This is a genomic window from Streptomyces caelestis (genome assembly GCF_014205255.1).
GTDB lineage: Bacteria > Actinomycetota > Actinomycetes > Streptomycetales > Streptomycetaceae > Streptomyces > Streptomyces caelestis.
Genome location: NZ_JACHNE010000001.1, coordinates 3,128,049 through 3,148,575, shown reverse-complemented (window position 1 = coordinate 3,148,575; position 20,527 = coordinate 3,128,049). Strand labels below are relative to the sequence as shown.

21 protein-coding genes and 2 pseudogenes are annotated in these 20,527 nt (G+C 70.8%); 14 read left to right on the top strand and 9 right to left on the bottom strand.

Features of this window, described 5'->3' with window-relative positions; all coding sequences use genetic code 11:
- Position 1: 1 nt before the first annotated feature.
- Together HDA41_RS14185 and HDA41_RS41220 are read left to right on the top strand one after the other, a co-directional pair.
- Positions 2-1,051, top strand: a complete 1,050-nt coding sequence (locus tag HDA41_RS14185) for a LacI family DNA-binding transcriptional regulator (RefSeq protein WP_086565000.1) — start codon at positions 2-4, stop codon at positions 1,049-1,051.
- 176 nt (positions 1,052-1,227) lie between these two features.
- Positions 1,228-1,422 (top strand): annotated as a pseudogene (locus HDA41_RS41220) (IS5/IS1182 family transposase); the annotation flags it as partial.
- A 174-nt stretch (positions 1,423-1,596) separates the two neighbouring features.
- Here the strand turns inward: HDA41_RS41220 and HDA41_RS14180 are convergent.
- Entirely contained in the window at positions 1,597-2,169 is a 573-nt protein-coding gene (locus HDA41_RS14180) for a dihydrofolate reductase family protein (RefSeq protein WP_184983991.1), read from the bottom strand.
- Between the two features lie 211 nt (positions 2,170-2,380).
- Here HDA41_RS14180 and HDA41_RS14175 point away from each other — a divergent pair, with 211 nt between their 5' ends.
- On the top strand, positions 2,381-3,313 hold the full coding sequence (locus HDA41_RS14175) for a bifunctional helix-turn-helix transcriptional regulator/GNAT family N-acetyltransferase (protein WP_184993386.1): 933 nt from the start codon (positions 2,381-2,383) through the stop codon (positions 3,311-3,313).
- 44 nt (positions 3,314-3,357) lie between these two features.
- Positions 3,358-4,161, top strand: coding sequence for a sugar phosphate isomerase/epimerase family protein (locus HDA41_RS14170; protein WP_184983989.1), 804 nt, complete (start codon positions 3,358-3,360; stop codon positions 4,159-4,161).
- Positions 4,162-4,241: 80 nt separating this feature from the next.
- Here the strand turns inward: HDA41_RS14170 and HDA41_RS14165 are convergent.
- A pseudogene (locus tag HDA41_RS14165) lies at positions 4,242-4,382 on the bottom strand (VWA domain-containing protein); the annotation flags it as partial.
- 43 nt (positions 4,383-4,425) lie between these two features.
- On the opposite strand from HDA41_RS14165, the gene HDA41_RS14160 reads away from it, so the two are divergent.
- The gene (locus tag HDA41_RS14160; RefSeq protein WP_184983987.1) at positions 4,426-5,166 is read left to right on the top strand and encodes a GNAT family N-acetyltransferase; all 741 of its coding nucleotides are present in this window, start codon (positions 4,426-4,428) and stop codon (positions 5,164-5,166) included.
- 45 nt (positions 5,167-5,211) lie between these two features.
- Positions 5,212-5,715 carry a GNAT family N-acetyltransferase gene (locus HDA41_RS14155; protein ID WP_184983985.1) on the top strand — a complete coding sequence of 168 codons (504 nt, stop codon included), beginning with the start codon at positions 5,212-5,214 and terminating at the stop codon, positions 5,713-5,715.
- Between the two features lie 227 nt (positions 5,716-5,942).
- Here HDA41_RS14155 and rbsD read toward each other — a convergent pair whose 3' ends face one another.
- The 5 genes from rbsD to HDA41_RS14130 all read right to left on the bottom strand — a co-directional run bounded on the left by rbsD (position 5,943) and on the right by HDA41_RS14130 (position 11,793).
- Positions 5,943-6,332 carry a D-ribose pyranase gene (gene rbsD, locus HDA41_RS14150; protein ID WP_184983983.1) on the bottom strand — a complete coding sequence of 130 codons (390 nt, stop codon included), beginning with the start codon at positions 6,330-6,332 and terminating at the stop codon, positions 5,943-5,945.
- The gene (locus HDA41_RS14145; RefSeq protein ID WP_184983981.1) at positions 6,329-7,231 is read right to left on the bottom strand and encodes a ribokinase; all 903 of its coding nucleotides are present in this window, start codon (positions 7,229-7,231) and stop codon (positions 6,329-6,331) included. Before HDA41_RS14145 ends, rbsD begins: the two co-directional genes overlap by 4 nt.
- Positions 7,232-7,305: 74 nt before the next feature.
- Complete coding sequence (locus HDA41_RS14140) at positions 7,306-9,255, bottom strand: ABC transporter permease/substrate-binding protein (protein ID WP_184983979.1); 1,950 nt, start codon at positions 9,253-9,255, stop codon at positions 7,306-7,308.
- The gene (locus HDA41_RS14135) at positions 9,245-10,777 is read right to left on the bottom strand and encodes a sugar ABC transporter ATP-binding protein (protein ID WP_184983977.1); all 1,533 of its coding nucleotides are present in this window, start codon (positions 10,775-10,777) and stop codon (positions 9,245-9,247) included. Before HDA41_RS14135 ends, HDA41_RS14140 begins: the two co-directional genes overlap by 11 nt.
- The gene (locus HDA41_RS14130) at positions 10,774-11,793 is read right to left on the bottom strand and encodes a LacI family DNA-binding transcriptional regulator (protein WP_184983975.1); all 1,020 of its coding nucleotides are present in this window, start codon (positions 11,791-11,793) and stop codon (positions 10,774-10,776) included. Before HDA41_RS14130 ends, HDA41_RS14135 begins: the two co-directional genes overlap by 4 nt.
- A gap of 223 nt (positions 11,794-12,016) precedes the next feature.
- Between HDA41_RS14130 and HDA41_RS14125 the strand changes: the two genes are divergently transcribed.
- Both HDA41_RS14125 and HDA41_RS14120 read left to right on the top strand, forming a co-directional pair.
- Positions 12,017-12,382: a cupin domain-containing protein gene (locus tag HDA41_RS14125; RefSeq protein WP_184983973.1), complete on the top strand. Its 366-nt coding sequence runs from the start codon at positions 12,017-12,019 to the stop codon at positions 12,380-12,382.
- 123 nt (positions 12,383-12,505) lie between these two features.
- Positions 12,506-13,156 (top strand): dihydrofolate reductase family protein, encoded by a 651-nt coding sequence (locus HDA41_RS14120; RefSeq protein ID WP_184983971.1) that lies wholly within the window; start codon positions 12,506-12,508, stop codon positions 13,154-13,156.
- 7 nt (positions 13,157-13,163) lie between these two features.
- Here HDA41_RS14120 and HDA41_RS14115 read toward each other — a convergent pair whose 3' ends face one another.
- Positions 13,164-13,952 carry an MBL fold metallo-hydrolase gene (locus HDA41_RS14115; protein WP_184983969.1) on the bottom strand — a complete coding sequence of 263 codons (789 nt, stop codon included), beginning with the start codon at positions 13,950-13,952 and terminating at the stop codon, positions 13,164-13,166.
- An 87-nt stretch (positions 13,953-14,039) separates the two neighbouring features.
- Between HDA41_RS14115 and HDA41_RS14110 the strand changes: the two genes are divergently transcribed.
- A complete protein-coding gene (locus HDA41_RS14110; protein WP_184983967.1) occupies positions 14,040-14,633 on the top strand; it encodes a CGNR zinc finger domain-containing protein in 594 nt (197 codons plus the stop codon).
- Positions 14,634-14,667: 34 nt separating this feature from the next.
- Complete coding sequence (locus HDA41_RS14105; protein ID WP_184983965.1) at positions 14,668-14,928, top strand: hypothetical protein; 261 nt, start codon at positions 14,668-14,670, stop codon at positions 14,926-14,928.
- A 20-nt stretch (positions 14,929-14,948) separates the two neighbouring features.
- Here HDA41_RS14105 and HDA41_RS14100 read toward each other — a convergent pair whose 3' ends face one another.
- The gene (locus tag HDA41_RS14100) at positions 14,949-15,140 is read right to left on the bottom strand and encodes a hypothetical protein (RefSeq protein WP_376706789.1); all 192 of its coding nucleotides are present in this window, start codon (positions 15,138-15,140) and stop codon (positions 14,949-14,951) included.
- A gap of 424 nt (positions 15,141-15,564) precedes the next feature.
- Between HDA41_RS14100 and HDA41_RS14095 the strand changes: the two genes are divergently transcribed.
- The 4 genes from HDA41_RS14095 (at position 15,565) to HDA41_RS14080 (ending at position 20,350) form a co-directional block, all read left to right on the top strand.
- Entirely contained in the window at positions 15,565-16,389 is an 825-nt protein-coding gene (locus HDA41_RS14095; protein ID WP_184983961.1) for a helix-turn-helix domain-containing protein, read from the top strand.
- A complete protein-coding gene (locus HDA41_RS14090; RefSeq protein WP_184983959.1) occupies positions 16,376-16,576 on the top strand; it encodes a DUF397 domain-containing protein in 201 nt (66 codons plus the stop codon). Before HDA41_RS14095 ends, HDA41_RS14090 begins: the two co-directional genes overlap by 14 nt.
- 29 nt (positions 16,577-16,605) lie before the next feature.
- Positions 16,606-18,882, top strand: a complete 2,277-nt coding sequence (recD2, locus tag HDA41_RS14085) for an SF1B family DNA helicase RecD2 (protein WP_184983957.1) — start codon at positions 16,606-16,608, stop codon at positions 18,880-18,882.
- A gap of 178 nt (positions 18,883-19,060) precedes the next feature.
- Positions 19,061-20,350 (top strand): citrate synthase, encoded by a 1,290-nt coding sequence (locus HDA41_RS14080; RefSeq protein WP_184983955.1) that lies wholly within the window; start codon positions 19,061-19,063, stop codon positions 20,348-20,350.
- Positions 20,351-20,527: the final 177 nt, after the last annotated feature.

Here is a 20,527-nt window from a genome sequence, read left to right as displayed (position 1 = left end):
GATGACGGTGACCCTGGCGGACGTGGCGGCCCGCGCGCAGGTCTCGCCCGCGACGGTGTCGCGCGTGCTGAACGGGAACTACCCCGTGGCCGCCTCCACCCGGGAGCGGGTGCTGAAGGCCGTGGACGAGCTGGACTACGTGCTCAACGGGCCCGCGAGCGCCCTGGCCGCCGCCACCTCCGACCTGGTCGGGATCCTGGTGAACGACATCGCCGACCCGTTCTTCGGGATCATGGCGAGCGCGATCCAGGCCGAGATCGGCGGGCCCGGCGGCCGCGCGGGCGGGGAGAGACTCGCGGTGGTCTGCAACACGGGGGGCTCTCCCGAGCGGGAGCTGACGTATCTCACGCTGCTGCAGCGGCAGCGGGCGGCGGCCGTGGTGCTGACCGGCGGGGCGATCGAGGACGCGGCGCACCAGGCGGCCATGGACACGAAGGTGCGGAAGCTGGCCGACGCCGGGACGCGGGTCGTCCTGTGCGGACGCCCGCCGGCGCCGGAGACCGGGGCGATCGCGCTGACCTTCGACAACCGCGGGGGCGGACAGGAACTCACCGAGCACCTGATCGGGCTCGGGCACCGGCGGCTCGGCTACATCGCGGGCCCGGAGGAACGGACGACGACCCGGCACCGGCTGGAGGGGCACCGGGCCGCGCTGGCCGCGCACGGTATCGAGGAGGACCCTCGGTGGACGGTGCACGGGCGGTACGACCGGCGGTCCGGCTATGAGGCGACGCTGGAGCTGCTGCGGCGCGACCCGTCGCTGACGGCGGTCGTCGCCGCGAACGACTCCGTCGCGCTGGGGGCGTGTGCGGCGCTGCGCGACTCCGGGCTGCGGATTCCGGAGGACGTGTCGGTGGCCGGGTTCGACGATCTGCCGTTCAGCATCGACGCGGTGCCCGCGCTGACGACCGTGCGGTTGCCGCTGGCGGAGGCCGGGGCGCGGGCCGGGCGGATCGCGATGGGGCGGGAGGAGGCGCCGCCCGGCGGGATCGCATCGGTGCGGGGGGAGTTGATGGTGCGGGGGTCTTCCGGGGTGCCGCGGGTCTCCTGACCTCGGCGTTCCGACCTGGGCCTGCCGGAGGTCGCCGCTCCCGGGCTGGGCGAGCGCGGACGCCGAGTGGTGTTCCAGGAGTCGAAGCCGGCCTGGGCCTGCCGGAGGTCGCCGCTCCCGGGCTGGGCGGGCGCGGGCGCCGAGTGGTGTTCCAGGAGTCGAAGCCGACCTGGGCCGTGTCGGTGGACTCCACGCTCGTGCGAGCGCACCAGCACGCGGCCGGGGCCCACAGGGGCCCGGCCGGCGAACGGGCCGACCACGCCATCGGTCGGTCCCGCGGCGGGCCGACCACCAGGGTCCACCGCGCAGTCGATGCCCGCTGCCGGCCCCCCGCGTTCTTTCTCACCGCCGGACAGGCCGGTGATGCGCCCGCCTTCACCGACGTCATGGCCGCGTGCGCGTTCCTTGACGACGTGGTCGTCCGCGCACCGGGCCGGACGTCGTCCTGGCGGAAAAGGCCCACTCGTCCCGCGCCAACCGAACAGGTTCCTCCGACGAGTGCCATGTCCGGGGACGTGACGACAGGGCGAGGACAGGGAGTCTCGTCAGCGGACGACGTCGAAGACGTTCTTCTGCAGACCGTTGGCGTAGACCTCGTGCTCGACGAGCTTCAGCTTCTGGGCGTCCTTGTCCGTGGCGCTGAAGAGCCGCTTGCCCGCGCCGAGCAGGAGCGGGAAGACGAGCAGGTGGTAGCGGTCGATCAGGCCGGCGTCCGAAAGGCCCTGGTTCAGGGAGGCGCTGCCGTGGACGATGATCGGGCCGCCCTCGGTCTCCTTCAGCGCGGCGACCTCGTCGAGCGAGCGCAGGATCGTCGTCTCGCCCCAGTTCGACACCAGGTCGTCCTCGGTGAGGGTGGTGGAGACGACGTACTTCGGCATCACCTTGTAGTCGGCGAAGTCCTCCATGCCGGGCCACACCGGGCTGAACGCCTCGTAGCTGGTCCGGCCCATCAGCATGGCGGTGGCTTCCTCCTGTTCCCGGCCCTTGATCTCGTATGCCTCGGGGAGGAACTCGATGTCCTTGAAGGTCCACCCGGAGTTCCGGTAACCGGGCTCGCCGCCCGGGGCCTCCACGACGCCGTCGAGTGAGATGAACGCGGTGCTGATCAGGGTACGCATCTGAGTTCCTCGGTGTCTCGTGTCCGGTTCGCAACGGAATCAGCCGGTGCGCTTCCACCACACTCGCAGCCGCGACGCACCAACCATGACTCTGACTGCGGATCACGCGGAAACTCATCGGCCGTCACGCTGCCTGGCCCCGACTGTCCAGGACGTCTAAGCTCGACCCACGGGAATCTCTGACTGAGTCAAGCATCCGGGGGTCGTGGCCATGACCGTCCAGGACATCCGCTCCTTCAGCCGCTTCTACACGAACGTGATCGGCGCGCTCGACTACGGCCGTCACCTCTACGTCCCCTACACCCTCACCGAGTCCCGCGTGCTCTACGAGCTCGCCCACGCGCCGCGCACGGACGCCGCCGACCTGCGGGCCCAGCTGCACCTGGACGCCGGGTACCTGAGCCGCATCCTGAACCGGTTCGAGGAGGACGGGCTGGTCGAGCGCGGGCCGTCCGAGACGGACCCGCGCCGCCGCAGTGTCACGCTCACCGGGCGCGGCCGGGAGGCCGCCGCGCTCCTCGACGAGCGGGCGCGGGAGACGGTCGGGGCGATGCTGGCCACCGTGCCGGCCGAGGACCGGCCGCGGCTGGCGGAGGCGATGCGGACCGTCCGGGAGATCCTGGGCGGTGGCCGGGCCCCACGCCCCGAGGACGTCGTCCTGCGCGACCCCGTCCCCGGCGACCTCGGCTGGATCGTGCAGCGCAACGCCGCCCTGTACGCCGCCGAGTACGGGTGGAACGCCGACTACGAGGGCCTGGTCGCCCGGATCGTCGCCGACTACGGCGAGGACCACGACCCGCGTCTGGAGCGGACATGGATCGCCGAGCTGGACGGCCGGCCGGTGGGGTGCGTGATGTGCGTACGGGACGACGCTCCGGGTGCCGCCCGGCTCCGGCTGCTGCTCGTCGAGCCGGACGCGCGCGGCCTGGGCATCGGGGACCGGCTGGTCGGGGCCGTCGTCGGCTTCGCGCGCGAGGCCGGCTACCGCGAGGTGGTCCTGTGGACCAACGACGTCCTCGCCGCGGCCCGCCGCGTCTACCAGCGCCACGGCTTCGTGCTGGTCGCGGAGAAACCGCACCGCTCCTTCGGCCGGGACCTGGTCGGGCAGGACTGGCGACTGGATCTTCTCGCAACACCCGAGTGACGAAGGGGAGTCACCGGCAGGGGTGCCGGGTAGGGTCCGTCCACATGAAGCTGGCGTTCTCCACCCTCGGTGTCCCCGGCCTGCCCCTGCCCGACGTCCTGCGGCTCGCCACCGCCCACGGCTACCACGGCGTGGAACTGCGCGCCCACCCCGAGGAACCGGTCCACCCCGGCCTCGGCTCCGCCGAACGGGCCGATGTCGCGGCCGAGTTCAAGGGGTCGGGCGTAGAGATCCTGGGCCTGGCGGGCTACGCGCGCGTCGCCGCGCCGGGCGACGACGAACCCGTCCTGGCCGAGATCCGCTCCCTCCTCGACCTGGCCCGCGACCTCGGCGCCCCGTACATCCGGGTCTTCCCCGGCGGCGACCTCGACGTCCAGACCCCCGAGGAGGCCGACGCCACGGCCGCCCGGCGGCTGGGCACGGCCGCCGAGTACGCGAACGACCTGGGCGTCCGCATCCTCCTGGAGACCCACGACTCGCACCGCACCGCCGCCGACGCGATGCGCGTCCTCGGCCTGGTCGGCCACCGCCAGGTGGGCGCGCTGTGGGACGTGATGCACACCTGGCTCGGCGGCGAACAGCCCTCGGAGACCTACGCGGCGCTCTCCCCGCACCTCGGTTACGTCCAGATCAAGGACATCGCCTCCGCCGAGGACACCACCCCGCTGCCGCTCGGCGCGGGCGTCCTGCCGCTGGCCGAGTGCGTGGAGGTCCTCTCCCGGCACGGCTGGGACGGCTGGCTGTGCTGGGAGTACGAGAAGCGCTGGTACGAGTCGGCCGCCGAACTCCCCGGCCTGCTGGAGGCGGGCCGCGAGCATCTGAGCCGGCTGCTGAACGACTCGGCGTGACGCGGCGCGGGGCGCCGGCGGCCCGCGCCGCCTCGCGGGGCCGGAGGAACGGACGACGCCCCGATGCTCTCAGCGTGCTGTCAGATCACGCGGAACAGGTCGGCGGCGGCGTACACGTCGGTGAGGTCCTCGACGGAGCGCGGGTTGTCGCACAGGGCCGCCGGCACCGAGCCGGCCCCGCCGACGCGCGGGGCGCCGACGACCACGCCGAACACCCGGAAGAGGGAACCACCGGCCGCCGCGCACAGGGAGAGGCACAGCACCATGACGAACGGCGACAGCGGTGACACCACGGCGCTCGACGACCCGGTGGGCGAATCGCTGCGCGGCCGCCACGCGGAACTCGGCCGCCGGTTCGGCCGGGCTGCCACCTATCTGCCGGACGTCGCGACCTTCTCGGCGGTACCCGCCGAAGCGGACGCGGCGGACTGGGCCGATCTCGCACGGCTCCTCGGCCGGGACGCGTTCGCCGACATGTTCAGCTGCCCGGCGACCCCACCGCCGGACTGGGAGCCGGTGTTCGTCCTCGAAGGCCGGCAGATGATCTGGCCCGCCGGTATCCGGCCCGCTCCGGCCCCCGCCGGGACCGGCACCGACGTGGCCGAACTGGGCGAGGCCGATGTCCCCGAGATGCTCGACCTGGTCGCACGCACCCGGCCCGGGCCGTTCTGGCGGCCAGAACGGCCCGGGCCGTTCTGGCCGCGCACCCGCGACCTCGGCACCTACCTCGGCGTCCGCGAGAGCGGCAGGCTGGTGGCCATGGCGGGCGAGCGGCTCCGGCCTCCGGGATGGACCGAGATCAGCACCGTCTGCACGGCCCCCGAGGCACGCGGGCGAGGCCACGCCGCCCGTCTGGTCACCGCCCTCGTCACCCGCGTCCTGGCGCACGGGCGGCGCCCCTTCCTGCACGTGGCCGAGGCGAACACCGCTGCGATCGCCCTGTACGAACGGCTCGGCTTCACGAGCCGGAAGCAGGTGACCTTCCGCGGCTTCCGCACCCCGTGACAATCCCGTTGCACGTCCCTGCCCACCTGGCTAGCGTCACCCCCCATGCCCCCGGCCCTGCGCACCCCCCGCCTGCTCCTCGACGCCTACACCCCGCAGGACGAAGAGGACTTCGTCGCCCTGTTCCAGGACACCCGGGTCTCCCGGTGGGTGGGTGACGGGCCCGCTGCCGAGGCGGACGACCGGGCCCTGTTCGGGCGGATCTTCACCAAGGTCTACGCCCAGGATCTGTTCGACGTGTGGGCGGTCCGGCGCGGCGGGCGACTGGCCGGGCACGCGGAGATCAAGCGGACGGACGCGGTCGACGGTCACGAGATCGTCTATGCCCTGGCCCCGGAGGCCTGGGGCAGCGGGCTCGGGACGGAGCTGGCGGAAGCGCTCGTCGCGTACGGCTTCGACGTGCTCGGGCTGACCGAGGTGCACGCCACCGTCGCCGCGCGGAACGAGGCCTCGCTGCGCCTGCTCGGCCGGATCGGGTTCGCGCACGTCCGGGACATCGAGGAGGACGACGGCGGCCTCACCCGCGTGCTGACGCGGCCGGCGCGGTGATCTCTCAGGGCTCCGGCAAGATTCCGGCAAGGATCCGGCAAGAAATTCTTACCTGACCGCGCAACCCTTTCGCTCCTGCGCGTGTCGTACATGGCGTCAGGGCTTTCTGGGGGGAGATCTGGGGGGATCGCGGGGGTTCTGACGGGAGGGGAAAGCCGAGGGAGCCCGGTCGACGGACCGGGCTCCCTCGAAGCCGTTCCGGGCCCCGGCAGAACCGCCCGGGGCCGTCAGAAGAAGACGCCGCACCTCAGCAGCACGTTCGCGTACGGCCGTGCCTCGCCCGTGCGGACCACCAGCCGGGCCCCGGCCGACAGTTCCTTGAGCCGCTCGTGCGACACCAGCTCCAGTGACGGGAAATGCCCCTCCAGGAGCTGCGCAGCCTCCTGGTTCGCTTCCCGCACCTCCGCCGCCGCCGTCGCCCCCTCGACCACCAGCTCGGCCAGCAGCCCCTCCAGCACCTCGGCGAACGTCGGCACCCCGGCCCGGAAGGCGAGGTCCACCACCCGGGGGCCGTCGGGAATGGGCATGCCCACGTCGCACACCAGCACCCCGTCCCCGTGGCCCAGCCCGGCCAGCGCACCGGCGAGGTGACGGTTCAGTATCCCGTTCCGCTTCACAGCGCGGCGACCTCCGCCGCCGTCGGGAAGGACGCCTGCGCGCCCTCCCTCGTCGCGGTCACCGCCCCGACCCGCGCCGCGTACGCGGCCGCCTCGGCCAGGGACTCACCGGCGCCCAGCCGGAAGGCCAGCGCGGCGGTGAACGCGTCACCCGCGCCGGTCGTGTCCACGGGGTTCACCTTCACGGACGGCACCCGGGAGACACCCTGCGCGGAGGCGACCAGCGCGCCCTCCGCGCCCAGCGTCACCACCACCGACCGCGGGCCCTTCGCGAGCAGGATCCGCGCCCAGTCCTCCGGGCTGTCCCCCACGGCGGCCGGGCCCAGAATGACCTTCGCCTCGTGCTCGTTGACGATCAGCGGATCGCACGCCGCCAGCACCTCCTGCGGAAGGGGCCGCGGTGGCGAGGGATTCAGCACGAAACGGCTCTCCGGCGCCAGGTTCCGTACGACCTCCACCACCGTCTCCAGCGGGATCTCCAGCTGCGCCGAAACCACCCGGGAGCCCTGGAAGAGGCACCCGGCGGCGCTGACGTCCTCCGGGGACAGCCGGCCGTTCGCGCCCGGCGAGACCACGATGCTGTTGTCGCCGGACGGGTCGATCGTGATCAGCGCGACCCCGGTCGGCGCGCCGCCCACCAGGACACCCACCGTGTCCACCCCGGCCGAGCGCTGCGAGTCCAGCAGCAGCCGCCCGTACGCGTCGTCGCCGACCCGGGCCAGCAGAGCCGTACGGGCCCCGAGCCGGGCGGCCGCGACCGCCTGGTTCGCGCCCTTGCCGCCCGGGTGGACGGCCAGGTCGGAGCCGAGCACGGTCTCGCCGGCACCGGGCCGGCGCTCGACACCGATCACCAGGTCGGCGTTGGCCGACCCCACGACCAGGAGGTCGTAGTCGTACATGAGTTGTCTCCCCACGTGAGTGACATGGCGGGCGGCCCCACCGGTCGTGGGTGCTCGCCCGCCGTTCCCCGATGTCAGCCGCTGAAGCCGGCCACGTTCTCCTTCGTGACCACCTTCACCGGCACCTTCACCGTCTCCTCGACCTCCTTGCCCTGGAGTGCCTTCAGGGCGTTGTCCACGGCGATCCTCCCGAGCTGGGACGGCTGCTGCGCCACGGACGCGTACAGCGTGCCGCCCTCGACCGCCTTCAGCCCGTCAGGCGTGCCGTCGAAGCCCACGACCGAGACCGACTTGCCGGCCTTGGAGCCCAGCGCCTTGATCGCGCCGAGGGCCATCTCGTCGTTCGCGGCGATGACGCCCTGGACGTCCGGGTGGGCCTGGAGCAGGTTCGACATCACGTCGAGGCCCTTGGTGCGGTCGAAGTCCGCCGGCTGCTGGGCCACGACCTGGATGCCCGGGTAGGCCTTGAGGCCGTTCGCGAAGCCCTGCGCGCGCTCGCGGGCGGCGGAGGTCCCCGCCTGGCCCTGGAGGATCACGATCTTGCCCTTGCCGCCCAGCTTGTCGGCGATGGTCTTGGCGGCGAGTGCACCGCCGGCCACGTTGTCGGAGGCGACGAGGGCGTCCACCGGAGCCTTGTTGACGCCCCGGTCCACCGCGATGACCGGGATCTCGGCCTTGTCGGCGGCCTGCACCGAGTTGCTCGCCGCGTCCGAGTCGACCGGGTTGACGATGATCGCGCCGAGCCCGGAACTGGTGAAGTTCTGCAGCTGGTTGGCCTGCTGGGAGGCGTCGTTCTGCGCGTCCGTGACGGTCAGGTCCACGCCCAGCTTCTTCGCCTCGGCCTGGGCACCCGCCCGGATCTGCACGAAGAAGGGGTTGTTCAGGGTGGACAGCGACAGGCCCATCTTCGGGGTGCTCGCCGAGGAGGAGCCGTTGTGCAGGAACGACGTGGCGCCGACGATCGCGACGGTGACGACGGCCGCGAGCGCGTACGTCACCGCCTGCTTGCCCTTGTCGCCGCCGGTTCCGGCCCCGACCGGGGTCGCCCCGGCCTTGCGGCGCGCGGTGTCGAGCAGCACGGCCAGCGCGATGACGACGCCGATGACGACCTGCTGCCAGAACGCCGACACGTTCAGCAGGTTCAGCCCGTTGCGCAGCACCGCCAGGATCAGCGCGCCGATCAGCGTGCCGGACGCCTTGCCGGTGCCGCCCGCGAGGGACGCCCCGCCGATGACGACCGCGGCGATCGCGTCCAGCTCGTAGCCGTCGGCGGCCTGCGGCTGCGCGGAGGACAGCCGGGCGGCGAGGACGACACCGGCGACGGCGGCGAAGACGCCCGAGAAGGCGTAGATCGCGAGCTTCTGCTTCTTCACACGCAGCCCGGACAGCCGCGCGGCCTCCTCGTTGCCGCCGATCGCGTACATGGAACGGCCGATGTAGGTCCGGCCGAGCACGAAGGCGGCGACCAGGCCCATCACGACCATGACGAGCACCGGCACCGGCAGCCAGCCGCCGAGCGTGTCACCGAGGCGGGAGACCGAGTCGGGGAAGGCGATCGCCGAGCCCTCGGAGATCACCAGCGACAGACCGCGGGCCACCGACAGCATGGCCAGCGTCGCGATGAACGGCGGCAGCTTGCCGTAGGAGATCAGGATGCCGTTGACCAGGCCGCAGACGATGCCCGTCGCTATGGCCAGCAGGACGGCGAGGAACACGGGGACGCCCGCCGACGTGGCGCTCCACGCGAGGACTGTCGCCGACAGCGCGGCGACCGAACCGACCGACAGGTCGATGCCCGCCGAGACGATCACGAAGGTGACGCCGAAGGCGAGGATGGCGGTGACGGCCGCCTGGACGCCGACGTTCAGGAGGTTGTCGGTCGTCAGGAAGTCGCCGGACAGCGCCGACATCGCGAGGACGAGGACGATGAGCGCGGTCAGCGCGCCGTTGTCGAGCAGGAGACGGCGCAGGCCGCCCGAGGCGCCACCCGCGCCCGTCGTTCTCTTGAGCGTGTCAGTGGCCACGGGAGGCCTCCGTTCCGGTCGTGGTCGTGGTCGTCGGAGTGCTGACGGCGAGTGCCATCACGGCGTCCTGGGTCGCCTCGTCGGCGGAGAGTTCGCCGGCGATCCGGCCCTGCGCCATCACCAGCACCCGGTCGCTCATGCCGAGCACCTCGGGAAGGTCGCTGGAGATCATCAGGACGGCCGCGCCGGCGGCGGTGAGTTCGTTGACGAGCTGGTAGATCTCGACCTTGGCGCCGACGTCGATGCCGCGCGTCGGCTCGTCGAGGATCAGCACCTTGGTGTCGGCCAGCAGCCACTTGCCGATGACGACCTTCTGCTGGTTGCCGCCGGACAGCGTGCGCACGTGCTGGCCGATGCCCGCCATGCGCACGCCGAGCTGACCGGCGATCCGCTCGGCGGCCTCGCGCTGCCCCTTGAGGTCGACGAGCCCCGCGCGCGTGGCCGACCGCAGCGTCACCAGCCCGAGGTTCTCCTCGACCGACGCGTCCAGCACCAGGCCCTGGCCCTTGCGGTCCTCGGGGATGAGCCCGATGCCCGCGGTCATCGCCGCGTTGACGTCGTACTTGGGGACGGCCGAACCGGCGACCTTCACGGCCCCCTTGTCGTACGGGTCCGCCCCGAACACGGCCCGTACGACCTCCGTACGGCCGGCGCCGACCAGCCCCGCGATGCCGACCACCTCACCGGCGTGCACCTCGAAGCTGACGTCGTGGAAGACACCGTCCCGGGTCAGCCCCTCGACGGTGAGCAACGGGGCGCCGCGATCGGCCCTCTCGCGCGGGTACTGCTGCTCGATCGACCGCCCCACCATGAGCCGTACCAGCTCGTCCTCGGGCGTGGAGGCGGGCACCTGCCCGACGCTCCTGCCGTCCCGGATGACCGTCACCCGGTCACCGAGGGCGGCGATCTCCTCCAGGTGATGCGTGATGAACACGATCCCGACGCCGTCCTCGCGCAGCGTGCGCACGATCGCGAAGAGCTTCTCGACCTCCTCGGAGGTGAGCACGGCCGTCGGCTCGTCCATGATGAGCACGCGCGCGTCGAGGCTGAGCGCCTTGGCGATCTCGACCATCTGCAGGCGCGCGATACCGAGTTCGCGGACCCGCGCGCGTGGCGACACCTTCACACCTACGCGCGCGAGGAGCACCTCGGCGTCGGCCTCCATCCGCTTCCGGTCGATCATCCCGAACCGGCGCGGCTGCCGCCCCAGGAAGATGTTCTCGGCGACCGTCAGATCGGGAACGAGGTTGAACTCCTGGTAGATGGTGGCGATCCCGAGCCGCTCGGAGTCCTGCGCACCCTGGATGCGCACCTCCTCGCCGCCGACCAGGATCCGCCCGGCGTCGGGCGTGTAGGCGCCGGAGAGCATCTTGATGAGGGTGCTCTTGCCCGCGCCGTTCTCACCGAGCAGCACATGCACCTCGCCCCGGCGCAGGTCGAAGTCGACGCCGTCGAGCGCGACCACGCCGGGGAAGGTCTTGCGGATGCCCTCGATGCGCAGCAACTCGTCCGGGTTGCTCACGTCGTGCTCCTTTGCACTGGGGAGGGGGACTCGCCGCACGAGCGGCGTATGACGAGACGGGCGGGGAGGGTGACGGACTCGGGGGTCCGGCCCTCGATGCGGTCGACCAGCGCGCGTACGGCGGCACGCCCCAGCTCACCCGTGGGCTGGGCGATGGCGGTGACCGGCGGATCGGTGTGCACGAACCACGGGATGTCGTCGAACGCGGCCAGCGCGATGTCGTCCGGCACGCGCAGGCCACGCGCGCGTACGGCGTCCAGCGCGCCGAGCGCCATCAGGTTGTCCGCGGCGAACACGACCTCGGGCGGCTCGGCCAGGTCGAGGAAGCCCTCGGTGACCCGGCGCCCGCTCTCGGCCTGGAAGTCGCCCTGGCCTATGTAGGCCTCGGGGAGGCCGAGCCCGTGCTCCCGGAGGGCCTCCCTGAAGATCTCCACGCGCTCGCGTCCGGTCGTGGTCGCCGCCGGGCCCGCGATGATCGCGACCCGCCGGTGCCCGAGCCCGTACAGATGGGCCACGAGGTCCCGTACGGCGGCCCCGCCGTCCGCCCGGACCACCGGCACGTCCACGCCCGGGATCCACCGGTCGACGAACACCATGGGCGTCCCCGCCCGCGCGGCGTCCAGCATCAGCGGCGAGCCGCCGTCCGTCGGAGAGACGAGCAGCCCGTCGATCCGCCGGTCCAGCAGGTTGCGTACGTGGTGGTCCTGGAGGTCGGGCCGCTCGTCGGCGTTGCCGATGATGACGCTGTAGCCGAGCGCGCGGGCCTCCTCCTCGACGGAGCGGGCCAGTTCGGTGAAGTACGGGTTCATCACGTCGCTGATGACCAGGCCGAGGGTGTGGGTCTGGTCGGTGCGCAGGGAGCGGGCGACGGCGTTCGGGCGGTAGCCCAGGGACTCGACGGCGGCCAGCACGCGCGTGCGTGCGTCGGCGCTGACCGACGGGTGGTCGTTCAGGACGCGCGAGACCGTGGCGACGGAGACGCCCGCCTCGGCAGCGACGTCCTTGATGCTGGCCACCGCCGCTCCACCTCCTTGTGGATCAGTCGTGGGAGCACTTGCTGAAGCGCTCGTGGAATCGATTACATCGACGGGTGGATGGAATCGATTACACGCCGGTAAATCAAGACCCCGAGGGCACCTCTTGACCGGATCGTGATGTCGCGCGCCGCTCCCCGGCGGTTCAGGGTGGAAGGAGAAGGCCCGTTGTCGCGAGGCCCGGCGGGGCCGGAGCGGAGGAGTCATGACGGCGGCGACTCGGAACGACGTACCCGTCGCACTCGAGGGCGACGGCGTGGAACTGCGCCTGATGCCGATCGGGGGCGGTCTGTCGGTCGGCTACATCAGCCTGCCCCGGGGCACGGACATGGGCCCGGCCCTCAAGGGCCTGCCCGAGGACGCGTGCCAGTGCCCCCACTGGGGCTATCTGCTCAAGGGCCGGATCCGGATGCGTACGGCCTCCGGCGAGGAGGAGTACGAGGCGGGGCAGGCGTACTACTGGGGCCCGGGCCACGTCCCGGTCGCCCTGGAGGACAGCGAGTTCGTGGAGTTCTCCCCGAGTGAGGACTTCCAGCAGGTGATCGAGCACGTGGTCGCGCAGTCCGGGTGAGCCGGGGGAGCGGCGGGGTCGGTGAGCCGGGGAACCATCGGGCCGCCGGACCGCCGTGCCACCGATGAGTTTCGCCGGCCCGGGAGGTCCACCCCCCCCGTCGACCACCACAGGAGGAGCGCCGTGCCCCACCAGCTACTGCGAGTGCAGAACTTCAACGTCTCGAGTGACGGATTCGGTGCCGGTGAGGGCCAGAGCCTGGAGCGTCCGTTCGGCCACGCCGACCCGGGGCAGATGTTCGCCTGGGCCGGCGCCACGGCGAGCTGGCCCAACCGCACCGACCCCGGCGGCAGCCGCGGTCTCGACGACTACCTCACGCGCGACTTCGCGAACAACATCGGCGCCGAGATCATGGGCCGCAACAAGTTCGGCCCCCAGCGCGGCCCCTGGCAGGACTACGAGTGGAAGGGCTGGTGGGGTGACGAACCGCCGTTCCACACGCCGGTGTTCGTCATGACCCACCATGAGCGCCCTTCGTTCACCCTCTCCGACACGACGTTCCACTTCGTCGGCGGCGACCCGGCCGAGGTGCTCGAACAAGCGCGTCAGGCCGCACAGGGCAAGGATGTCCGACTCGGCGGTGGCGCCACGGTCATCCGGCAGTTCCTCGACGCCGACCTCGTCGACACGCTGCACGTGGCGGTCTCGCCGGGGGTGAAGCTCGGGTCCGGTTCACGTCTCTGGGAGTCACCGGAGGAGCTGTTCGACCGGTTCCACTGCGATGTCGTGCCGAGTCCGAGCGGGGTGACGCATCACCTGTTCTGGCGGAAGTGACGGCAGCTCAGTCGCGTCCGCCCCAGTCCAGACGGTCGGCCAGCCCGGCGGCGGTGAAAGCCGCCTCCAGCTCGTCATGTCCCTCGGTGAAGTGGGCCCAGCTGTCGTAGTGCACGGGGACCACGCGGCGGGCTCCGAGGATCCGCGTGGCCTCGGCGGCCATGGCGCTGTCCAGGACGATGACCTTTCCGTCGAAGACTTCGGCGAAGCGCGGCGCGCCGGCGAACAGGATGGCGGTGTCCACCGGTGCGAAGCGCTCGGCGATCTCCTTCACCGCGTCGAGTGAGGCGTTGTCGCCGCTGACGTAGACGGTGGGCAGGCCCTCGCCGGTCAGCACGAAGCCGACGACCTGGCCGGCTATCGGCTCGACCTCCTCGCGGGGGCCGGGCCCGTGGATGGCGGGGACGCCCGTGACGGTGACCGTGCCGCCGTCGGGGCGGTCGAGCTCGACGGACTGCCAGTCGGCCAGGCCCGTGGCCTTGTCGCCGAGGCGCTGTCCGCCCCCGGGGGTGGTGAGGGTGAGCGGGACGTCCGCGAGCAGGGCCCGGCCGGAAGTGTCGAGGTTGTCGGCGTGCTCGTCGTGCGAGAGGAGCACCACGTCGATGGGGCCGAGTTCGGCGGGCGTGCCGGCGGACGGGGCGGTCTTGGTCAGGACCACGGCGGGCGCCGGGAAGTCGCCGGGGCCGTCGAAGGTCGGGTCGGTCAGGAACCGCAGGCCGCCGTACTCGAAGAGGGCGGTCGGGCCACCGAAGACGCGGACGGGGAAGGGGGTGGTCGTCGCAGGAAGCGCAGACATGAAAGAACCTCACGGATAGATGTGTTCGAACCGTGAGGCGAGCGTAGCTGTTTCTCATGGATACAGGCAAGCCGTACCATGAGAACCATGAAGGAGCCCGTGATCGAACAACCTGCCCTGCCGCCCGCGCAGGGCGAGGAGGAACACCCGTCCCTCGCTCTCGTCAACAGCGCGATCGCCCTGCCCGGCGGGCACACGGTCGACCTCCTGGGTACCCCCGCGCAGACGAACCACTGGCTGACCCAGCGCGGCCTCGCCCCGGTCGACGCCGGCATGCGGGAGATGTGCGCGACCCAACTGCGCTCACTGCGCGAACAGATCAGGTCGCTGTTCGCCGCCCGCGTCGAAGACCTGCCCGCCCTCCCCGCGGCCGTGACGGCCCTCAACGACGCGCTGACCCGGGTCCCCACCGCCCCGCTGCTGCGGTGGGACGACAAGACCGGCCCCTACCGCACGGCTCCCCACCCCACCACCGCGATCGTCGACCTGGCCCTGGCCACCCTCGCCGCCGACGCAGCCGACCTGCTCACCTCCCCCGACGCCGAACGCCTCACCGCCTGCGGCTCCCCGCCCTGTAACCGCTACCTGCTCCGCCACGGCCGCCGCCAGTGGTGCTCCACCCGCTGCGGCGACCGCGCCCGGGCGGCGCGTGCGTACGCCCGCCGCAGCAACTCGCGATGACTCGATCGCTTCACTCGTGTGGGACGGTTCGACCATGACCAGCGACTACGACCGTCTTCGTAACGGCATCGAGTTCATGACCGCCTACGTCTCCGGCAACGACCTGCTGACGGCCTACGTGACGGAGCGACGGCGCGAGGACCCCATGGCGACCGAGGCTCTTATGGACGGGGCGGCGGCCCTCTGCGCCCTGTTGTTGCGCAAGATGGCCCGGGATGTCGGGAAGACCGAGCAGGAGCTGCTCCAGGAACTGGCCCGCGGCACTCACCGACACGAGCGGCAGTCCGAAGAGTGACTCTGGTCCTTGGGTCAGAGTCATGGTGACGGGTCGAGCCGTGCCCCTCTGCTCTCCGCCACCCGCTTGACGTCCCGCAGGGACTCGGTGAGCCGCAGGGCCAGGTAGCGCAGCTCCGCGCTCGTCACGCGGCCTTCCGCGAGGAGTGCGGCGGCGTGGCCGAGAAGATCGTCCGCCATGTCCAGCTGTACGGCTTCGATGTCGTCGGCCAAGCGTGAGACGTATCCGGTCCCGTCGCCCACGACGTAGCACGGCCTGCCATCGGCAGTCGTCCAAGGCAGCAGTCGCCCGGCCATCACGCGCTCACCTCCGCCGCCAGGTAGGGACGGACCAGTCGGTTGTCCTCTCCGCGCAACGGACGTTCCTCGGTGCGGCGGGCCATCGTGCCGCTGAAGCCGTCGCGGCAGTACGGGCACGGGGGAGGTGCCGGGGATCGCCGTCGCCGTCCGCGTGGAGGGAGCAGGACGCGGAGGAGCGGTTCGAGGGCTCGCGCGATGAGGTCTGTCACGTCTGTTTACCTTCCGACCTGCGGTGACTGCGTTCTGTGGTGAATCACTCACAGAGTGGGGTCGGTGGTGGCTACGCTTCCAGGGGTCGGGGCTTGACATCGCGCTTGTCAAGAAAGGGAGTTACCGCATGGACGAACGCCGCACGCCTCGAACGCTGCGGGAGAAGTACGGGGAGGAGCTGAGGCTACGGCGGACGGCGGCGGGTCTCACTCAGGAGGAACTGAGCGACCAGGTCGTGTGCTCGCCTACGCTGATCAGCCACTTCGAGGCCGGGAGACGGCTGCCCAAACCCGACGACTCCCGGCGGATCGACCGTGCGCTGGGGACGGACGGATTTTTCACGCGGTGGCTGGAGGATCTGGAGAACAAGTACGATCCCCGCTTCGCTGCCGCGGCCGAACTGGAGCGACACGCAACCGTGATCCAGCAGTTCGCGCTCTCGCTGGTGCCCGGCCTGCTCCAGACGCCCGATTACGCGCGGGCAGTGTTCGCCGCTTACCGCCCCAACTCCACAGACCAGGAACTTGACAGGAAAGTTGTCATCCGAACAGAGCGTGCCCGAATTCTCGACGGGCCGTCGGCTCCGGTCATCTGGACGCTTCTCGACGAGGCCGTGCTGCGACGCTCTGTGGGTGGCCCGCAGGTCATGGCCGAACAGCTGCACAAGATCGCGGACTTGGCCGGGTCACGACGGATTCGGCTGCACGTCCTTCCGTACCGCGTCGGTGCGCATCCGCTCATGGAGAGCCTGCTCACCCTGATGACCTTCGAGGACTCCGCCCCGGTGGCATACGTCGACGCATTCGAGACGGGACGTCTGATGGACGATCCGGCGCTGGTGAGCGCCTGCCAGACCGCCTACGCTCTGGCGCTGAGCGACGCGTTGTCGCGGCAGGAGTCACTGGCCCTCGTCAAGTCGGCAGCAGAGGAACACGGGCATGATCAGCAGTGAACACAGCGGGTGGTACAAGTCCAGCTACAGCGGCGGCAGCCAAGCCGAGTGCCTCGAAGTCGCCCGCGACAACCCAGACGTGCCCGTCCGCGACAGCAAGACCACCACCGGCCCCACCCTGATCTTCTCCGCCCATGGCTGGACGGCATTCGTGACGGCCGTCAAGAAAGGTCACATAGAGGCCTGAGTGTCGTACCCCGGCGGTACCGTCGGATCATGCCCAACCAAACGGGAACCCCCGCCGACGAACGGCGGCTCGCCGTGCTCGAAGGCGTTCTCGAGCGGATCACGTACGCCAACGAGGAGAACGGCTACACGGTCGCCCGGGTCGACACCGGCAGAGGCGGCGGCGACCTGCTCACGGTGGTGGGCGCGCTGCTCGGCGCCCAGGTGGGGGAGTCCCTGCGCATGGAGGGCCGCTGGAGCTCGCATCCCCAGTACGGCAAGCAGTTCCACGTGGAGAACTACACGACCGTCCTGCCGGCCACCGTCCAGGGCATCCGCCGATACCTCGGCTCCGGCCTGGTCAAGGGCATCGGCCCGGTCTTCGCCGACCGGATCACGCAGCATTTCGGCCTGGACACCCTGCAGGTCATCGAGGAGGAGCCCAAGCGGCTCATCGAGGTCCCGGGCCTCGGGCCCAAGCGGACGAAGAAGATCGCCGACGCCTGGGAGGAACAGAAGGCCATCAAGGAGGTCATGCTCTTCCTCCAGACCGTCGAGGTGTCCACGTCCATCGCCGTGCGGATCTACAAGAAGTACGGCGACGCGTCCATCTCCGTGGTGAAGAACCAGCCCTACCGTCTCGCCGCCGACGTCTGGGGCATCGGCTTCCTCACCGCCGACAAGATCGCCCAGTCCGTCGGCATCCCGCACGACAGTCCGGAGCGCGTCAAGGCGGGCCTGCAGTACGCGCTGTCGCAGTCCACCGACCAGGGCCACTGCTTCCTCCCGGAGGAACAGCTGATCAAGGACGCGGTCAAGCTCCTCCAGGTCGACACGGGCCTGGTCATCGAGTGCCTCGCCGAGCTGGCCGAGCCTCCGGAGGACGGCGAGGACCCCGGCGTCGTACGGGAGAAGGTCCCGGGCCCCGACGGCGGCGAGCCCGTCACCGCGATCTACCTCGTGCCCTTCCACCGGGCCGAACTCTCCCTCTCCGCCCAGCTGCTGCGCCTCCTGCGCACCGAGGAGGACCGGATGCCGGGCTTCCGGGCGGTGACCTGGGACAAGGCCCTCGGCTGGCTGAAGACACGCACCGGCGTCGCCCTCGCCCCCGAGCAGGAGGCCGCCGTCAGGCTCGCGCTGACCGAGAAGGTAGCCGTCCTCACCGGCGGCCCCGGTTGCGGCAAGTCCTTCACGGTCCGCTCCATCGTGGAGCTGGCCCGCGCCAAGAAGGCCAAGGTCGTGCTCGCCGCCCCGACCGGCCGGGCCGCCAAGCGCCTGTCCGAGCTCACCGGCGCCGAGGCCTCCACGGTCCACCGCCTGCTGGAGCTGAAACCCGGCGGTGACGCGGCCTACGACCGGGACCGCCCGCTGGACGCCGACCTGGTGGTGGTCGACGAGGCGTCCATGCTGGACCTGCTCCTCGCCAACAAGCTCGTCAAGGCCGTGCCGCCGGGAGCCCATCTCCTGTTCGTCGGGGATGTGGACCAGCTGCCCAGCGTCGGCGCGGGGGAGGTGCTGCGCGACCTCCTGGCCGACGGGGGCCCGATCCCCGCCGTCCGCCTCACCCGGGTCTTCCGCCAGGCCCAGCAGTCGGGCGTGGTGACGAACGCGCACCGGATCAACGCCGGCCAACACCCCCTCACCGACGGCATGAAGGACTTCTTCCTCTTCGTCGAGGACGACACGGAGGCCGCCGGCCGGCTCACGGTCGATGTGGCGGCCCGCCGGATCCCGGCCAAGTTCGGGCTCGACCCGCGCCGGGACGTGCAGGTCCTCGCCCCCATGCACCGGGGCCCGGCGGGCGCGGGCGCCCTCAACGGCCTGCTCCAGCAGGCCGTCACCCCGGGCCGCCCCGAGCTGCCCGAGAAGAGATTCGGCGGACGGGTGTTCCGTGTCGGCGACAAGGTCACCCAGATTCGCAACAATTACGAGAAGGGCAAGAACGGTGTCTTCAACGGCACCGTCGGCGTGGTCACCTCGCTCGACCCGGTCGACCAGCGTCTGACGGTGCTGACGGACGAGGACGAGGAGGTTCCGTACGAGTTCGACGAGCTCGACGAGCTGGCTCACGCCTACGCCGTGACCATCCACCGCTCCCAGGGCAGCGAGTACCCGGCGGTCGTCATCCCGGTCACCACGGGCGCCTGGATGATGCTCCAGCGCAACCTGCTCTACACGGCGGTCACCCGGGCCAAACAGCTGGTCGTCCTCGTCGGTTCGCGCAAGGCGATCGGCCAGGCGGTGCGCACGGTGTCGGCGGGCCGGAGGTGCACGGCACTCGACTTCCGGCTCGGTTCAACGAAAAATGATCGATCAAATGAGTCGTGAAGGTCACAAGGCACTTCCAGAAGGGGAACCCAGGGGGCAGGATGAGCAAGTTGACGGCACTCAGTGCCGTCAATAGGCCCGATGGTCGACCCCGAGTGCACTCTCCTGAGCCGAGTGGGGGATGGTAGAGACAGTCAGGGCACCTCGAAGAAGAGGCACAACGTCGGTGAGGGATGACGTGAGCGACAACTCTGTAGTACTGCGGTACGGCGACGGCGAGTACACCTACCCGGTGATCGACAGCACCGTCGGTGACAAGGGCTTCGACATCGGCAAGCTCCGCGCCCAGACCGGTCTGGTGACGCTGGACAGCGGTTACGGCAATACCGCCGCCTACAAATCCGCCGTCACCTACCTGGACGGCGAAGCGGGCATCCTGCGGTACCGCGGCTACCCGATCGAGCAGTTGGCCGAGCGCTCCACGTTCCTGGACGTCGCCTACCTGCTGATCAACGGCGAGCTGCCGACCGTCGACGAGCTCTCGACGTTCAAGAACGACATCACGCAGCACACCCTGCTGCACGAGGACGTCAAGAACTTCTACAAGGGCTTCCCGCGTGACGCCCACCCGATGGCCATGCTGTCCTCGGTCGTCTCGGCGCTGTCCACGTTCTACCAGGACAGCCACAACCCGTTCGACGAGCGCCAGCGCAACCTCTCCACGATCCGTCTGCTCGCCAAGCTCCCGACGATCGCGGCGTACGCGTACAAGAAGTCGATCGGCCACCCGTTCGTCTACCCGCGCAACGACCTCGGCTACGTCGAGAACTTCCTCCGCATGACCTTCTCGGTCCCCGCGCAGGAGTACGAGCTCGACCCGACCGTGGTCTCCGCGCTGGACAAGCTGCTGATCCTGCACGCGGACCACGAGCAGAACTGCTCGACCTCCACGGTCCGCCTGGTCGGCTCCTCGCAGGCGAACATGTTCGCCTCGATCTCCGCCGGCATCAACGCCCTGTGGGGCCCGCTGCACGGCGGCGCCAACCAGTCCGTGCTGGAGATGCTGGAGGGCATCCGCGACGCCGGCGGCGACGTCGACAACTTCATCCGCAAGGTGAAGAACAAGGAGGACGGCGTCCGCCTGATGGGCTTCGGCCACCGGGTCTACAAGAACTTCGACCCGCGCGCCAAGATCATCAAGGCCGCCGCGCACGACGTGCTGTCCGCCCTCGGCAAGTCCGACGAGCTGCTGGACATCGCGCTGAAGCTGGAGGAGCACGCGCTCTCCGACGACTACTTCGTCTCGCGCAGCCTCTACCCGAACGTCGACTTCTACACCGGCCTGATCTACCGAGCCATGGGCTTCCCGACCGAGATGTTCACGGTCCTGTTCGCCCTCGGCCGCCTTCCGGGCTGGATCGCCCAGTGGCACGAGATGATCAAGGAGCCGGGCTCCCGCATCGGCCGCCCGCGCCAGATCTACACGGGCGTCGTCGAGCGCGACTTCGTGCCCGTCGAGGAGCGCTGAGCCTCCGTCGTGGAGCGCTGAGGCGCAGTACCGCTCGGCCCCCGTATCCGCTGCTGTGCGGGTGCGGGGGCTTTTGCGTAGGCGCGCGTGACGAGAAGGCACCGAGAGGCAGAGAAGCCGAGAGGCAAAAAAGAAGGCGCCCCGGAGCGCCGGTCCCCCCACGGGCCGACGACCAGG

What these genes read in the sequence shown, in the direction of transcription:
- HDA41_RS14180 (WP_184983991.1), bottom strand. Translation starts at nt 2,169, where the DNA reads ATGCGTACCCTGATCAGCACCGCGTTCATCTCACTCGACGGCGTCGTG.
- HDA41_RS14145 (WP_184983981.1), bottom strand. Translation starts at nt 7,231, where the DNA reads ATGTACGACTACGACCTCCTGGTCGTGGGGTCGGCCAACGCCGACCTG.
- HDA41_RS14160 (WP_184983987.1), top strand. Translation starts at nt 4,426, where the DNA reads ATGACGAACGGCGACAGCGGTGACACCACGGCGCTCGACGACCCGGTG.
- HDA41_RS14185 (WP_086565000.1), top strand. Translation starts at nt 2, where the DNA reads ATGACGGTGACCCTGGCGGACGTGGCGGCCCGCGCGCAGGTCTCGCCC.
- HDA41_RS14115 (WP_184983969.1), bottom strand. Translation starts at nt 13,952, where the DNA reads ATGTCTGCGCTTCCTGCGACGACCACCCCCTTCCCCGTCCGCGTCTTC.
- HDA41_RS14105 (WP_184983965.1), top strand. Translation starts at nt 14,668, where the DNA reads ATGACCAGCGACTACGACCGTCTTCGTAACGGCATCGAGTTCATGACC.
- HDA41_RS14155 (WP_184983985.1), top strand. Translation starts at nt 5,212, where the DNA reads ATGCCCCCGGCCCTGCGCACCCCCCGCCTGCTCCTCGACGCCTACACC.
- HDA41_RS14170 (WP_184983989.1), top strand. Translation starts at nt 3,358, where the DNA reads ATGAAGCTGGCGTTCTCCACCCTCGGTGTCCCCGGCCTGCCCCTGCCC.
- recD2 (WP_184983957.1), top strand. Translation starts at nt 16,606, where the DNA reads ATGCCCAACCAAACGGGAACCCCCGCCGACGAACGGCGGCTCGCCGTG.
- HDA41_RS14090 (WP_184983959.1), top strand. Translation starts at nt 16,376, where the DNA reads ATGATCAGCAGTGAACACAGCGGGTGGTACAAGTCCAGCTACAGCGGC.
- HDA41_RS14175 (WP_184993386.1), top strand. Translation starts at nt 2,381, where the DNA reads ATGACCGTCCAGGACATCCGCTCCTTCAGCCGCTTCTACACGAACGTG.
- HDA41_RS14095 (WP_184983961.1), top strand. Translation starts at nt 15,565, where the DNA reads ATGGACGAACGCCGCACGCCTCGAACGCTGCGGGAGAAGTACGGGGAG.
- HDA41_RS14125 (WP_184983973.1), top strand. Translation starts at nt 12,017, where the DNA reads ATGACGGCGGCGACTCGGAACGACGTACCCGTCGCACTCGAGGGCGAC.
- HDA41_RS14110 (WP_184983967.1), top strand. Translation starts at nt 14,040, where the DNA reads ATGAAGGAGCCCGTGATCGAACAACCTGCCCTGCCGCCCGCGCAGGGC.